Here is a 12649-nt window from a genome sequence, read left to right on the forward strand (position 1 = left end):
GCGAGGTGATTCGATGAGCGACGATGGTTCACAGGTCGCCGGCGACGGCGACGGGGTAGCGCGGGCCGGCGTCGGCGACGGGGTAGCGACTGATACGCCCTCGAACGATGTACCGGCCAACGGACAGCCTGAGCAGCGGGTCGCTGTGCTCGACATCGAAATCCAGACCGAGATGGAGCAGTCCTTCCTGGACTACGCCATGTCGGTCATCACGAGCCGAGCATTGCCCGATGCACGCGATGGGCTCAAGCCGGTGCACCGCCGCATCTTGTGGTCCATGTTCGACACGGGTTTGCGGCCGGACCGGCCTCACAAGAAGTGCGCGACGGTTGTCGGCGACGTCATCGCCAACTACCACCCCCACGGCGACGGCTCCATCTATGACGCGTTGGTGCGCATGGGTCAGTCATTCAGCCTGGGCAACACGCTCATCGACCCGCACGGCAACTTCGGCTCGCCCTCAGATCCCCCGGCTGCCTACCGCTACACCGAATGCCGGCTGACGAACTTGGCCATGAGCATGGTCGAGGGCATTGACGAACGCACTGTTGATTTCGCGACCAACTTCGACGGATCGCGTACCGAGCCGCTCGTCATGCCGTCGCGGTTCCCGAATCTGCTCGTCAACGGCAGCCAGGGCATCGCGGTGGGCATGGCCACCAATATCCCCACGCACAATCTTGGCGAGATCATCGACGCCACGATCCATCTCATCGGTCATCCCGACGCCACGGTCGATGATCTGATGGAGTTCGTGCGCGGCCCGGACTTTCCGACGCGCGGCTTGCTGCTGGGCCGAGCGAGTTCGCGAGCTGCGATGTCATCCGGCCGCGGGTCGGTGCGCATACGCGCCCGGGCCGAAATCGTTGAGGACGGCAGGCGGTCGCGCATCGTGGTGACCGAGATTCCGTACCAGACCTCGGTTGAGGCCATCGAGCGCAAGATTGCCGATGCGGTCAATCGCAAGGTCATTGATGGCATCACCGAGCTGCGCAACGAGTCCGCGAAGGGCAAGACGCGATTCGTCATTGAACTGCGGGCCGGAGCACCGGCGAACGTGGTGCTCAACAATCTGTGGAAGCACACGCCGCTGCAGTCCAGCTTCGCCGTCAACATGGTGGCGCTCGTCGACGGGGTGCCACGCACACTGAACCTGCGCGACGCCCTCGTGGCCTATGTGGACCACCAGATCGAAGTGGTGACCCGTCGCAGCCAGCATCGGCTGGATGTGGCGCGCGCTCGAGCGCACATTGTGGAAGGCCTGCTGCGCGCGCTCGATGTGATCGATCAGATCATCGCTCTGATTCGTGCGAGCGAGGATCGCGCTGGCGCGCTTGCGGGCTTATGCGTCGAGCCGATGTCGTTCAGCGCTGAGCAGGCGAACCACATCCTCGACATGCAGCTCGGCCGCCTGACCCGGCTGGGCCGAGCTCGCCTGGAAGATGAGCTGGTCGAGCTTGCGCAAACGATCGCTGTGCTGGAGGCAATCCTCGGCGACGATGCGCGCCTCCGGCAGGTGATCATCGACGAGCTGAGCGCCGTACGCAAGGCGCACGCGGTACCGCGGCGCACCGAGATCGTCAATGACCCCGGCGACGTTGACGCCGAAGACCTCATCGACGACGAACCGCTGGTGGTGACGCTCACCCGCGAGGGTTACGTGAAGGCGACCTCGCCGGACATGTTCCGGACCCAGGGCCGCGGGGGCCGCGGGGTGCAGGGCGCTCGACTCAAAGATGACGACGTTGTCGTTCGCATGCTGCTGACGACGGCTCACGCCTGGCTGCTGTGCTTCACCAACCAGGGGCGAGTGCACCGTCTGAAGGCCTATGAGTTGCCGCTGACGCACCGCACGGCACGCGGTACAGCGATAGTAAATCTGTTGCAGCTGGCTTCAGGCGAGCGGGTCGAGGCCGTGGTGGCTGCGCGGGAGTTCCCTTCAGATCGCTATCTGCTGTTCGTGACTCGGCAAGGCCGTGCCAAGAAGACGGCGCTGAGCGCGTACGAGAACATCCGCGCCAACGGTTTGATTGCGCTCAGTTTGCGCGACGGCGACGAACTGGTCCGTGTGCTCGAGACATCCGGCGACGACGACGTGCTGATCGTCTCGCGTGCCGGCCGCGCTATCCGATTTGCCGAGAGGGAGATCCGCCCCATGGGCCGCAGCGCTGCCGGCGTGCGGGCGATGCGGCCGCGTGAGGGCGACACTGTGGCGGCGGCTGACGTGCTTGGAGCTGATGACGGCCGAGACCTGCTCGTGGTGTCGAGCACGGGCGCAGCGAAGCGCACGGCGGCAGCGCAATTTCCGCGCAAGGGACGGGGCGGCCTCGGCGTCATCGCCGTGAAGCTGCCCGAGGCCGATTCTCACGTCGCCGGAGCCCGGCTCGTGGACACCGACGACGAGGTTCTGCTTGTCTCTTCAAGCGGGGTGCTCATTCGCACTAGGGCCGCGGACATTTCTCGCTATCTCCGTGGCACCGCCGGAGTACGGGCGATGGCGCTGGGCGACGGCGAGACCGTGGTGGCAATTGCCCCGGTCGACCTCGAGAACGACGAGCCGGCTTCCGAGATCGCCGACATCGGATCCGGCGAAACCCTTGATGACGAGGTCAGCACGCCCGCCTAGCGTCGCCCCAATGTCGGTGGCTGAACTCGGTCGTGCCCCGGGGACCGGCTTGGGTGCCCCGACTCTTCCTGCTTGCACCTGGTGCGGTGCGGGGAGCCAGCGCGGTCAGGCAGCACTCCCGGTAGCGCTCTTGGCGCTGGCCCTGATCGTGAGCCTCGGCCTTGTTGCTCGTTGGGGGCACGCCGCGTTGTCGAGTTCTCGCGCGCAGGCCGCGGCAGACGCCGCTGCTCTTGCCTCGTTCGCCTCGACAGCGACCGCAGTTGTTCCCGGGGCTGAAATTGCTGATCAGGCCGCGGCGACTGCGGCCGCAGAGGCTGCCGGCGGGCGCGTGGAGGCATTCGACGTGACCATCGGCGCCGACGAGGTACTGGTACGGGTTGTTGTCGATCTCGGCGGCCAGCGGGCCGTTGCGACTGCTGCAGCGCCCGTGTGGACGCCCACGCACGAGTCGCCCGACGGCTGACTCCTACACTGCGAAGCGTGGCCGACGCGACATCCGGTGGCGGACCCGTGCCGCCGCCCGCAGGCGGGCCGACGCCGACTGACGAGTTGTTCGCGGAAGCGCTGGGAATCACGGCTGCGTCCCGCGCGCAGAAGCAGGCTGCGCCGCCGAGCGGGCACACGGCGCCACCGCAGATTCCCGCGGCGCAGCCGTCTCCGGGGCCCATGTCACCCGGTGCGGCACGAGGGGTTCACGGCGCAGGCGACCAGCCGCCGGCAACCGCGGGATCCGCGGCACCGCTTCGTTGGTCGTGGCTGCAGCAGCGCAGAACACGGGCTCGGCGTACCCACCGCATCCTGAGGCACATCGACCCTTGGTCTGTGTTCAAGGTCTCGGCCTTGCTCTACGCCTGCCTTTACGTGGCGGTGCTCGCGGCCGGCGTTCTGCTGTGGAACGCGGCGCAGCGCTCGGGCTTCGTCGAAAAGATCGAGTCCTTCATCACCGAGGTCGGTTCGTACGAGAGCTGGAGGATCGATGGCATGGTGATCTACCAGCGGGCTCGAATCATCGGCCTCATCGTGGCCACGGTCGGTGTTGCCTTCAATGTCGTGATGGCGATCATGTTCAATCTGATCAGCGATCTGACGGGTGGTATTCGGGTCACCGTGCTCACCGACAGCGAGCGTCCACCGGCTCGCTGAGCAGGGTCGGCATCCACAGTCTCATTGCCGGCGATGCCACGAGCGTCTGCGAAAGTGCGTGGTCACGGCCGTAACACAGCGCTATCGTGAGCGGTCCTGCGGGGCTATAGCTCAGTCGGTTAGAGCGCACCCCTGATAAGGGTGAGGTCGTTGGTTCGATTCCATCTAGCCCCACACAAACTGAGGCGGCAATGGTGAGTTTTCTGCGGCGGGTGCTTCTGGCCAGCGTGGTCGGCGGGCTGGTCACCGTCATCCTGCGCTTGCGTTCTTGCGACGACGTACCTCGCCGCGAGGGCAGCTGGCGCGAACTGGCCGGCCCCGATTTTCGGTGACTGTGCCGCTGACCGAATGAGCCCCCCGAGTGAAGCCCATCGAATGAGCCCCCCGAGTGAAGCCCATCGAATGAGCCCCACCAATTGAGCACCGTCGCCGTGATCGGAGCGGGTGCCGTCGGCCAGCGTGTAGCGCGCCATCTGGCAGCTCGCGCTGAGCTTGACCGCCTCGTTCTCGGTTCACGGCACCCCGCGCGCCTGAGGGGCTTCGGGTCGCAATTGCTGGACGTCGACGTCGAAGTCGTTGCACCAGGCAAGCTGCCTGACGCGGACGTCGTGGTGCTGAGCCTGCCCAGCGGCGGTCATGCTGCGCTGGCTGAGAAGGCGCTCGCGCGTGGCGCGCATGTCGTGTCGCTTTCGGATTCCGTGACCGATGTCGAGGAACTGCTCGCGCTCGATGGGCTTGCTGTGGCTGTGGAACGCTCGATTGCGATCGGTGCTGGTTTCTCGCCGGGATACAGCTGCTTGCTCGCTCGCCACGGCGCGGCGCAATTCGACGTGGTGACTGAAGTGCACATCGCCCGGATGGGCACAGCCGGCCCTGCCTGTCAACGTCAATTGCACCGCGCACGCACCGGGACGTCTATCGACTGGCGCGAAGGACAGTGGCGCCGCCGCCGCGGAGGTTCGGGTCGCGAGCTGGTGTGGTTCCCGGATCCGCTGGGTGCCCATGACTGCTACAGGGCAGCCCTGTGCGATGCGTTGCTGCTTGTGCCGGCGTTCAGTGACGTCGAACGGGTCACGGCCCGGGTCGCAGGCACCCGCCGTGATCGCCTCACCGCGATGCTGCCGATGCTGCGGCCGCCCCACGCGGATGGCGGCCCCGGTGGCGTGCGCGTCGAGTTGCGAGGCCTGCGCGACGGGCGTCACCGCACCGACGTCCTGGGCGTCATCGACCATCCCAGTGCAGCTGCGGCTGCCGTGGCTGCCACTGCGGCCGGGTGGGCTCTCGCGGACGAATTGCCGTCCGGTGCATGGGGTCTCGGCATGCTCGACGATCCACTGCCCTGGCTGGCCGAGCTGGCCGAACTCGGTGTTCGTGCCGCGGCCTATGAGGGCGCGAGCTTGTAGCCCTGCGTGGTTCGAGCGGCGGCGAGCAGCCGTTCAGATGCGGACGAGTTGTTGCCACTCTGTCAGCAGTTCGTCCTTGCCGAAGGTCTCGAGTCGCTCAGGGCCAAGGCGGCCCCACACGAACAGCAGCAAGTCCTGCGCCGGCCCCCGGGCGGCTACATCCGACTTACGGTGCGCACGCTCCACCTCGATGCCGTCGGGCGTGCGGGTGACGACCCATTCGCCGTCGGCGTCGTTGGCGTGCAGGTGGATGGTCTCGCCATTGCCGGCGAACACGTTCGGTTGCCGCACCGGCAAGAAGAAGTCGAAGAGTTCATCGATGCCGTCAACGGCTGCGCCGGGATCAATCCGTGCGGGCGTTCCATCAAATGCGGATTCGGCGTCCCAACGATGCATAGTCGCCTCGTTGGCCATGCGCCGCAGCCAGAATCCGACGGTCTGGTCCCGAGGGTTGAAACTCCAGAGGGGATCGCTGGGCTGGCGGGCTGTGAGTTCAGCGACAAGGCGATCGAGCGCATCGGCGTGCCACTGCGCCAATGTGCTGTCGGGCTGGATGATGCTGTCGCGGTCGACGGGCCCGCCGGCGGCGATGCTGGAGCCGACGAACGTCCACACGCCGGCGCAGTGCCCGATGAGCCCTTCGAGATCCCAACCGGGACATTCCGGGATCTGACGCTGCCAATCGTCGGGAGTGCGCTCGGCTGTATTGGCGATCTCGACCAGGCGCCCGCCCTGCGCTGCCAGACACTCTGCGTACCCTTGCTGCGTCATGGCCGAAGCTCCCCTCTTCTCGCTCGCCGGTGCCATCGGTGTCACCGAACCGATGCAGCAGTTGCTGGCGTCCATTCCAAGCCCGTCGCGCAGCTACATCTCGCTCGGACCGCTTGACATTCGAGCCTATGGCGTTGCCATCGGCGTGGCCGTGCTGATTGCGGTATGGATCACCACTCGTCGCTGGCACCGCGCCATCGCTGTCGCCCAAGATTCTGGCCCCCAAGATTCTGGCCCCAGTGACGCTGGCTTCGACGCTGCCAATGATCTCGTCGGGTCGCTTGCGGTTTGGGCTGTCCCGGCCGGACTGATCGGCGCCCGGCTGTATCACGTCATCACGGACTTCGATCGTTATCGCGACAGCCTCGGCGACATTCCCAAGATCTGGCAGGGCGGCCTGGGCATCTGGGGAGGCATCTCCGCCGGTGTCCTTGTTGCGACATGGATGATGCGCCGCGGCGGGTACAGCACCGCGACGATGCTTGACGCACTTGCGCCGGCGCTCGCTGTGGCCCAGGCCATCGGCCGGCTCGGAAACTGGTTCAACCAGGAGCTCTACGGGCGTCCCACGGATCTGCCATGGGCACTGGAGATCGATCAGGCGCATCGTGTTGCCGGGTACGGCCTCAACGAGACGTTCCATCCGACGTTCGCCTACGAAGCGCTGTGGAATCTCGTGTTGGCGGCAGTCCTCGTTTGGGCGATCCCGAAAGTGCTCCCCCAGTTGCGCACCGGCTACCTGTTTGCGGTCTACGTGTTCGGATATACCGCCGGGCGCGTCTGGATCGAGCTGCTGCGAATCGACAGCGCCAACGAACTCTGGGGCCTGCGCATCAACGTGTGGACCAGCATCGTCGTTGGCGTCGCAGCGCTGATCGCCGTGTTCGTGGGCTTGCGTCCGTCGGGGGGCAGCGAACTCGCTCGCACAGCCGACCCTGAGCCGGTCGCCGGCGACGTGGTGAATGTGAGCGACACCGACGAGACGCGATGACGGCGGCGTTCGGTTGCGGGGCTAGCTGAGCAGGCTGACCAGCGTGTCGCGGGTGGCGGCTTGCTCGTCGAGCGTGCCGAAAGCCAAGCCTGCGAATGAGGTCACGCCGCAGTCCGCCATGGCGCTGATGCGGTCGGCAACTGCGGTGGCGCTGCCGATGATGGCAATGTCCTCGGGATCGCTCAGGCCTTCGCGATCGAGCATGGCCCGGTAGCTCGGCAGCGTGCCGTAGACGACCAGATCTTTCGCAGCGCGGGCTCGTGCGGTATCAACGTCGTCGGTGACGCACACCGGGAAGCCAGCCACGACCTGCGGTGCCGTACGATCCGCCTCGGCTGCGGCTTCGTTGATCGTCGGTGCGGTGTGGTCCCGCAGCGTTGCGGGGCCGGTCATCCAGGTGAACGTGCCGTCGGCCATGCGTCCCGTCAGGCGCAGCATTTGGCTGCCGAGCGCCGCGACGAACACGGGCGGGGCGTCTGCGGCCGGGGGAGTGATCTCGCCGCGGCCGGTCACAGCATCGCCGCCGTGGGAGACGCGCCGGTCCGTCAACAGCTTGGTCAGGATGGTGAGGTAGTCGCGCATGTGCGCAATGGGCCGATCGAACGAGTAGCCCCACATGCCCTCCACTACGGGCTTGTGCGACGGGCCGATGCCCAGGTCCAACCGGCCGCCGACGACGGCCTGGGTGGTGAGCGCCTGTTGGGCCAACATCATCGGATGGCGCGGGTAGGTGGGCACCACGGCCGTCCCCAAGCGGATGTCCGGCACATCACGGCCAGCCACCGCAATGGTGGTCAGCGCGTCATGGCCGAAGATCTGCGGGGTCCAATAGCGTCTGAATCCCTGCTCTGCGGCGTCGCGGATGCTGGCCTCGAAACGCGTTGGGCTTGTGTCGAATCCGAACAGCTCGATATGCATGCCCGGCAGCGTAACTGCGCGCTGCGCGACGTTTCTCGACGGCGAGGCCAGGCCCTGTGTTGATGCGGTCGCTATCGCGCCCTGGAAGCTCAGGCGAAGGTGTCGAAGATCTCCTCGAGCGCCTTGAGCTGGCCGCCGCTGGTGCTCGACGGCACGAGGATCGGGGTCTTGCACCCAGCGTCGAACCACGCCTCGACCCCGTCACGCACCTCGCTCGCCGAGCCATACAGCGTCGCATTCGACAGCCATTCATCGGTCATCGCCCGGTTCAGGGCCTCGCCGTCGCCGGCAGCGACCGCGGCCTCGACAGCCTCCATCTCGTCGACCCAGCCCGCCTGCTTCCAGTAGTTGCGGTAGTTCGGCAGCGCTACGTAACCGGACAGCGTCTTGCGGTTGCGAGCCGCGCCGGCAGCCCGATCGTCATCGATGACCGTCGGGATCATGTTGCCGACGAAGAAGTCGTCCCGCTCGCCGGCATCGCCGAGGTGCGCCACCGAGTTCGCGAAGTCGTTGCAGCTGGCATTCGCCCACACTGCACCAGAGCTGATCTCGGCTGACAACTCGGCCATGCGCTGGCGCAGCGTGGCCAGCACAATTGGCGGCAGCTCGCCGTGGTGGGCGGATGCAGCTTCCATCGCTGCGATGTAGTCCCGTGTGTCCGCGAGCGGCTTGCCCGGCGTGATGCCCAGCCGATCGTGCACCGGTCCGTGCGTCACGCCGATGCCCAGCCGGAACCGGCCACCCGAGATCTCGTGGATGAACGCAGCGGTCGAGGCCATGTCGACGGGGTTGCGGAAGTAGATCGGCTGCACCGATGTCCCGAAGACAATTTCGTTCGTGGCGTGGGCGATCGACTGGCACAGTGCCACGGGGTCGCCCATCGAAGGGCAGAAAATCCCGCTGAAGCCGCGCTGTTCGATCTCGGCGGCGATCTCGAGGGTGCGCTCACGGCGACCGCGCACTGCGGCCAGGGAAATGGCAGGCATGTTCATGCGGGGTTTCCTAGCAGACTGGTCTCAGTCGGGCTGTGTGGTCTTCTCGCGCATCGGCAGTGCCAGCAGACCGAGCGCAACCAGACTGGTCACGGTGACGAGCGCGATGGCGGGCCCAAAGCCAGCGGCGTCGATGATGAATCCGCATACCGCTGGGCCGACGAGCCCGCCCACCCCCAGGCCCGTGTAGTAGATGCCGATGATGCCGCCGAGGTTTTCCACGCCATACCACTGCGCCAGCACCGACGGCGTGGCAGACACCCACACCGCCCAGCCCACGCCGTGGGTGACAGCACTGATGATGAGCACCGCCGCACTGCCGCCGGAAACCCACCAGATCGCCAACGCAGCAGTCAGGCAGCCAAACGCCGCCCGACATAGCCACAGCGGTTCGATGCGGGTGCCCAGGGCGCCATACGCCAGGCGGGCGATAACGCTTGTGGCCCCGGAGATCCCGATCAGTCCGGCGGCCAGTCCCGGTGCCACCCCGGCATCGACCGCGTAGTCGTTGTAGAAGGCAACCGGCGCGTAGAACCCCGGTCCGATGGCAACGACAGCGGCGAAGAACAGCCGGAAGCGACGCGATCGAGCAAGCGCTGCGATGCGCATCAGCGAGACGCTGCGAGTGCGCACTCGGTCGCCCCGTGTGGCAGCCCAGCCGATCGCGACGAAGGCCACGGCAGCCAGCACCGCATACGTCTGCCGCCACCCGATCGCCGAGATCAGCTGGTGCCCCAGCCACGGCATTACCAGCGTCCCCGCGCCGACACCGGCAAGCAGGAATCCCATCGCGGCTGGTCGGCGCTGCTCGCTGAAGCTTCGGCCGATCAGGCCGATCATCGAGGGATAGCAGAACCCGGTAGCGAGCCCGACGAGCACTCCGAAGGCCGCGTAGGTCTGCCACAGCGCCGTCGACCAGGCGGTCCCGAGCAGACCGGCGGACATGGCCAGCGCGGCCACCGCCACCAGCGGTCGAGCGCCGAAACGATCGCCGATGCGGCCGCCTATGGCCCCGCCGAGGTAGTAGGTACTGATTGCCGTCGAGAACAGCGCCGCCACGGGCCCGGTGGTTGTGCCGAAGTCCTCGGCAATCGGCGTCAGGAATACCCCGAACGAGAACAGGATCCCGAACGTCACGAAGTTCGCGGCAAAGGCTGCCGCCGCGATCGACCACGGGGCCGCCGCGTCCTCCGGTTCACCCGGATGCCTCAGATTCGATGTGCCCCCCACCAGCCCCCAAGCCTGCCCTGCGGCGGTCCGGCCCGCCGGTTTTGCTGCTTTCGCACGGATTCGCCCTTCACCTTGGCCGGTACCCTCGCAGACCTTCGACTCGTTGGGGCTGTAGCTCAGATGGCAAGAGCACCTGCTTTGCAAGCAGGGGGTCACGGGTTCGAGTCCCGTCAGCTCCACTTCAGGCCGGCGACCGGGCGTGTGGGACGGCGGTCGATCACGCGCTCACAGAAGGCTCGTGCCTCGTCGATGTGTCCGCTGCGGACGTATGCGGCGAGCAGCGTGTTGGTCATCAGGTCGCGCTGGGCCCGGCTGCCGCCGATGCGGACAACCTGCGGGATCAACGGCTCAAGAAACTCGACAGCCGTCGACCACTGCTCGTCGACGAAGGCGCCGTAGGCCCGGCCTAGCGTCGCCCCGGTAGTCCCCGCGGGCAGTCGACCGGCCTCGCCGAGTTCGGTCAGCAGCGAGATGCTGGCCTGCAATTGCTCGGCCTCTCCCAGTGCTGCGTACACGAGACCGAGATGGGCATCGACGAACACGATGGGCTGGGCAAAGTTTTCCTCGTAGAACTCGCGCACCCTCTCCCAGGTGTCTCGATCGCGCGGGTTGCCGGCCAGCTCCAAGCGCCACAGGAACGACGAGGAATCGGAGAACACGGTGATCGGCGGGCTGGTTGTCGCGCCGGGCAGGCAGTTGTGTCGAAAGGCCTGCCAAGCTGCATCGAACCGCTCGACCGCCAACAGCGCCAGCGCGTAGTGCCACCAGATGTGGCAGTGCAGGACGCTCGACCGGTCGGAGGCGGGAAGCCAGCCGTCGAGGAAATCGACTGCTTCGTCATCGTCGCCGGCTTCGAAGAATGCGTGTATCAGCGTGTGGGCGCCATGCCCGCTCGTCGGCCGCTGTTCGAGCGACCGTTCGGCCATCCGCCGGCCCCGGTCCCACTGGCCTTGCTCGATCAGCGCGAACGCATGCACGGTCGCGAACCACCAGTCGTCGCCGTAATGGATGGCGAGCGGTTCGAGAAATGCGAGCAGCTCGGCTTCCCTGCCGATGCGACCGCTGAAGCCGATGGCACCGAACACGCCGCACGCGGGCGACAACGCGAACGCGTCGCGGGGATAGTCGGCGACGTGCTGGCCGATGAGGTCGAGTCCTTGGGGGACTTTGCCGGACACGAGCAGCCGGACGATCTCGACGTGCTGGCGTTCTCTTGCCGTGGCGCCACTGCTCAGCCGGACGGCAGCTTCCGCAGAGGCCTGTGCTTCGGCGGGCCGCACGTAGAGCTGATGCTGGCGGGCCATAGCGGCATGAGGAAGAGCGAAGCCAGGATCTGCCGCGATCGCAGCCGACAAGGACTGCTCACCCCCGGCCTCGGCGGCGAGCATCCGATCGATGCCCTCGACATATGCGTCACGGGCGGCCGCCGACGAGGTGCTGAGCTTGAGGCCGTAGCGGTCCTCCATGCGTTCCGCCTCCAAGGTCCTGGACCTACACGGTTCCCAGGTGCCCCCTCAGACCACCGCCAGCGACCAGACGAGGGGGAGGCCGGACCCGAGCTCGGTCCACTGGGCGTCGTCGGACACCCGCCACACCTCGCCGGTGTCGGTGCCGACCAGGACGCCACCCACCTGTTCGGGGTCGACGGTCAGGCCATGGAAGTTGGCGTGCGATGGCGAATGGGCCGGATCGCAGAGGGATCGCCACGACCGGCCTTGGTCATCAGAGCGGTACAGGGCTGCATGAGCTCCGCCGTCGTCCTTGTAGTGCGAGAACGCGGTGGGGGCGCTAGCGACGGTGACGCTGTAGGGGTCGCGGCGATCGATGCACAGCGGACGCGAGTAGCGCGGCGTGACGCCTTTCCAGGCGTAGGCCCATGTCTGGCCGTAGTCGTCGGATCGGAACACGCCGGCGTTGCCCTCGAGCTCTTCGGCGACTCCGTCGAAGCGGCCATAGCCGGTGCTGATGAACAGCACACCGGGCTCGGCGGGGTGGGCGAACATCATGTGGATGTCGGGATTGTCGCCGGGCAGGTCGACCGTCCAGCTCTGGCCGCCGTCGGTGGTACGGGCTACTCCGCCGACCTCGACGCCCACCCAAATGCGGTCCGGATCGTTCTCATCGATGACCAGGGCACGGGCGCGTCCCGGTTGGGGAGGTTCGACGGGCACACACCACCGAGCGGCCTCGGGAAGCGCCGCGAACGAAGAGATCTCAGCCCATGTCGCTCCCTGGTCATCGCTGCGGAACAGGGCGGCAGGCTCTGTGCTGGCGTAGAGCCGCCCACCGGGCGCGGCGCGGATCTGCCATACTTCGCGGCCCTCGAGCTGAGGTCCAGACCAGGTGCGACCCCCGTCCTCGCTCGTGTACAGGCCCGCAGCCGTTCCGGCGAGAACGCGACCGTCGAGGTCGACGAGGTCGCGGACATGGCGAGCTTCGAGCGTCTGTGTGGCCCCCGCGTCGTCGATGACGAAGACGCCTCTGGTGGTACCCGCAAGCAGCTGACCGTTCATGCCGTCACCCTAGATCGCCATCGAGCGTTGAAAAAAGTTCGTTCGTCGGGTTGCGAGGGCGT

General features: G+C 66.8%; 12 protein-coding genes and 2 tRNA genes. 8 read left to right on the forward strand and 6 right to left on the reverse strand.

Going from position 1 to position 12649, the window contains the following annotated elements; all coding sequences use genetic code 11:
* Nucleotides 1–13 precede the first annotated feature (13 nt).
* From gyrA to ACQY5K_RS13060, 6 genes are all read left to right on the forward strand, one after another.
* Nucleotides 14–2626 carry a DNA gyrase subunit A gene (gene gyrA / locus ACQY5K_RS13035; protein WP_428115933.1) on the forward strand — a complete coding sequence of 871 codons (2613 nt, stop codon included), beginning with the start codon at nucleotides 14–16 and terminating at the stop codon, nucleotides 2624–2626.
* Nucleotides 2627–2636: 10 nt separating this feature from the next.
* Complete coding sequence (locus ACQY5K_RS13040) at nucleotides 2637–3089, forward strand: pilus assembly protein TadG-related protein (protein WP_428115936.1); 453 nt, start codon at nucleotides 2637–2639, stop codon at nucleotides 3087–3089.
* A gap of 17 nt (nucleotides 3090–3106) precedes the next feature.
* A complete protein-coding gene (locus ACQY5K_RS13045; RefSeq protein ID WP_428115939.1) occupies nucleotides 3107–3769 on the forward strand; it encodes a DUF3566 domain-containing protein in 663 nt (220 codons plus the stop codon).
* A 100-nt stretch (nucleotides 3770–3869) separates the two neighbouring features.
* Nucleotides 3870–3943: transfer RNA gene (locus tag ACQY5K_RS13050), tRNA-Ile, on the forward strand.
* Between the two features lie 17 nt (nucleotides 3944–3960).
* Nucleotides 3961–4101 (forward strand): hypothetical protein, encoded by a 141-nt coding sequence (locus ACQY5K_RS13055; protein WP_428115941.1) that lies wholly within the window; start codon nucleotides 3961–3963, stop codon nucleotides 4099–4101.
* Between the two features lie 84 nt (nucleotides 4102–4185).
* Nucleotides 4186–5172, forward strand: coding sequence for a Gfo/Idh/MocA family oxidoreductase (locus ACQY5K_RS13060; RefSeq protein WP_428115944.1), 987 nt, complete (start codon nucleotides 4186–4188; stop codon nucleotides 5170–5172).
* A gap of 33 nt (nucleotides 5173–5205) precedes the next feature.
* Here ACQY5K_RS13060 and ACQY5K_RS13065 read toward each other — a convergent pair whose 3' ends face one another.
* The gene (locus tag ACQY5K_RS13065; RefSeq protein WP_428115946.1) at nucleotides 5206–5943 is read right to left on the reverse strand and encodes a maleylpyruvate isomerase family mycothiol-dependent enzyme; all 738 of its coding nucleotides are present in this window, start codon (nucleotides 5941–5943) and stop codon (nucleotides 5206–5208) included.
* Here ACQY5K_RS13065 and lgt point away from each other — a divergent pair.
* Complete coding sequence (gene lgt / locus ACQY5K_RS13070) at nucleotides 5942–6934, forward strand: prolipoprotein diacylglyceryl transferase (RefSeq protein WP_428115949.1); 993 nt, start codon at nucleotides 5942–5944, stop codon at nucleotides 6932–6934. The genes ACQY5K_RS13065 and lgt overlap by 2 nt on opposite strands.
* 21 nt (nucleotides 6935–6955) lie before the next feature.
* Here the strand turns inward: lgt and ACQY5K_RS13075 are convergent, their stop codons facing one another.
* The 3 genes from ACQY5K_RS13075 to ACQY5K_RS13085 form a co-directional block, all read right to left on the reverse strand.
* Entirely contained in the window at nucleotides 6956–7852 is an 897-nt protein-coding gene (locus tag ACQY5K_RS13075; protein WP_428115952.1) for a TIGR03564 family F420-dependent LLM class oxidoreductase, read from the reverse strand.
* Between the two features lie 89 nt (nucleotides 7853–7941).
* Entirely contained in the window at nucleotides 7942–8844 is a 903-nt protein-coding gene (locus tag ACQY5K_RS13080) for an LLM class flavin-dependent oxidoreductase (protein ID WP_428115955.1), read from the reverse strand.
* A gap of 24 nt (nucleotides 8845–8868) precedes the next feature.
* The gene (locus ACQY5K_RS13085) at nucleotides 8869–10074 is read right to left on the reverse strand and encodes an MFS transporter (protein WP_428115958.1); all 1206 of its coding nucleotides are present in this window, start codon (nucleotides 10072–10074) and stop codon (nucleotides 8869–8871) included.
* 105 nt (nucleotides 10075–10179) lie between these two features.
* Between ACQY5K_RS13085 and ACQY5K_RS13090 the strand changes: the two genes are divergently transcribed.
* A tRNA-Ala gene (locus ACQY5K_RS13090) sits at nucleotides 10180–10253 on the forward strand.
* Here the strand turns inward: ACQY5K_RS13090 and ACQY5K_RS13095 are convergent.
* Together ACQY5K_RS13095 and ACQY5K_RS13100 are read right to left on the reverse strand one after the other, a co-directional pair.
* Nucleotides 10245–11540 carry a tetratricopeptide repeat protein gene (locus ACQY5K_RS13095; RefSeq protein WP_428115961.1) on the reverse strand — a complete coding sequence of 432 codons (1296 nt, stop codon included), beginning with the start codon at nucleotides 11538–11540 and terminating at the stop codon, nucleotides 10245–10247. The genes ACQY5K_RS13090 and ACQY5K_RS13095 overlap by 9 nt on opposite strands.
* Before the next feature lie 48 nt (nucleotides 11541–11588).
* Nucleotides 11589–12587 (reverse strand): WD40/YVTN/BNR-like repeat-containing protein, encoded by a 999-nt coding sequence (locus tag ACQY5K_RS13100; protein ID WP_428115963.1) that lies wholly within the window; start codon nucleotides 12585–12587, stop codon nucleotides 11589–11591.
* Between the last annotated feature and the right edge of the window lie 62 nt (nucleotides 12588–12649).

Source organism: Candidatus Poriferisodalis sp. (genome assembly GCF_965262965.1).
Taxonomy (GTDB): domain Bacteria; phylum Actinomycetota; class Acidimicrobiia; order Acidimicrobiales; family Poriferisodalaceae; genus Poriferisodalis.

Excerpts from the sequence above, each read along its gene's own strand:
- ACQY5K_RS13080 (WP_428115955.1), bottom strand. The coding sequence starts at position 8,844 with ATGAACATGCCTGCCATTTCCCTGGCCGCAGTGCGCGGTCGCCGTGAG.
- ACQY5K_RS13100 (WP_428115963.1), bottom strand. The coding sequence starts at position 12,587 with ATGAACGGTCAGCTGCTTGCGGGTACCACCAGAGGCGTCTTCGTCATC.
- lgt (WP_428115949.1), top strand. The coding sequence starts at position 5,942 with ATGGCCGAAGCTCCCCTCTTCTCGCTCGCCGGTGCCATCGGTGTCACC.
- ACQY5K_RS13095 (WP_428115961.1), bottom strand. The coding sequence starts at position 11,540 with ATGGAGGACCGCTACGGCCTCAAGCTCAGCACCTCGTCGGCGGCCGCC.
- ACQY5K_RS13055 (WP_428115941.1), top strand. The coding sequence starts at position 3,961 with ATGGTGAGTTTTCTGCGGCGGGTGCTTCTGGCCAGCGTGGTCGGCGGG.
- ACQY5K_RS13040 (WP_428115936.1), top strand. The coding sequence starts at position 2,637 with ATGTCGGTGGCTGAACTCGGTCGTGCCCCGGGGACCGGCTTGGGTGCC.
- gyrA (WP_428115933.1), top strand. The coding sequence starts at position 14 with ATGAGCGACGATGGTTCACAGGTCGCCGGCGACGGCGACGGGGTAGCG.
- ACQY5K_RS13065 (WP_428115946.1), bottom strand. The coding sequence starts at position 5,943 with ATGACGCAGCAAGGGTACGCAGAGTGTCTGGCAGCGCAGGGCGGGCGC.
- ACQY5K_RS13075 (WP_428115952.1), bottom strand. The coding sequence starts at position 7,852 with ATGCATATCGAGCTGTTCGGATTCGACACAAGCCCAACGCGTTTCGAG.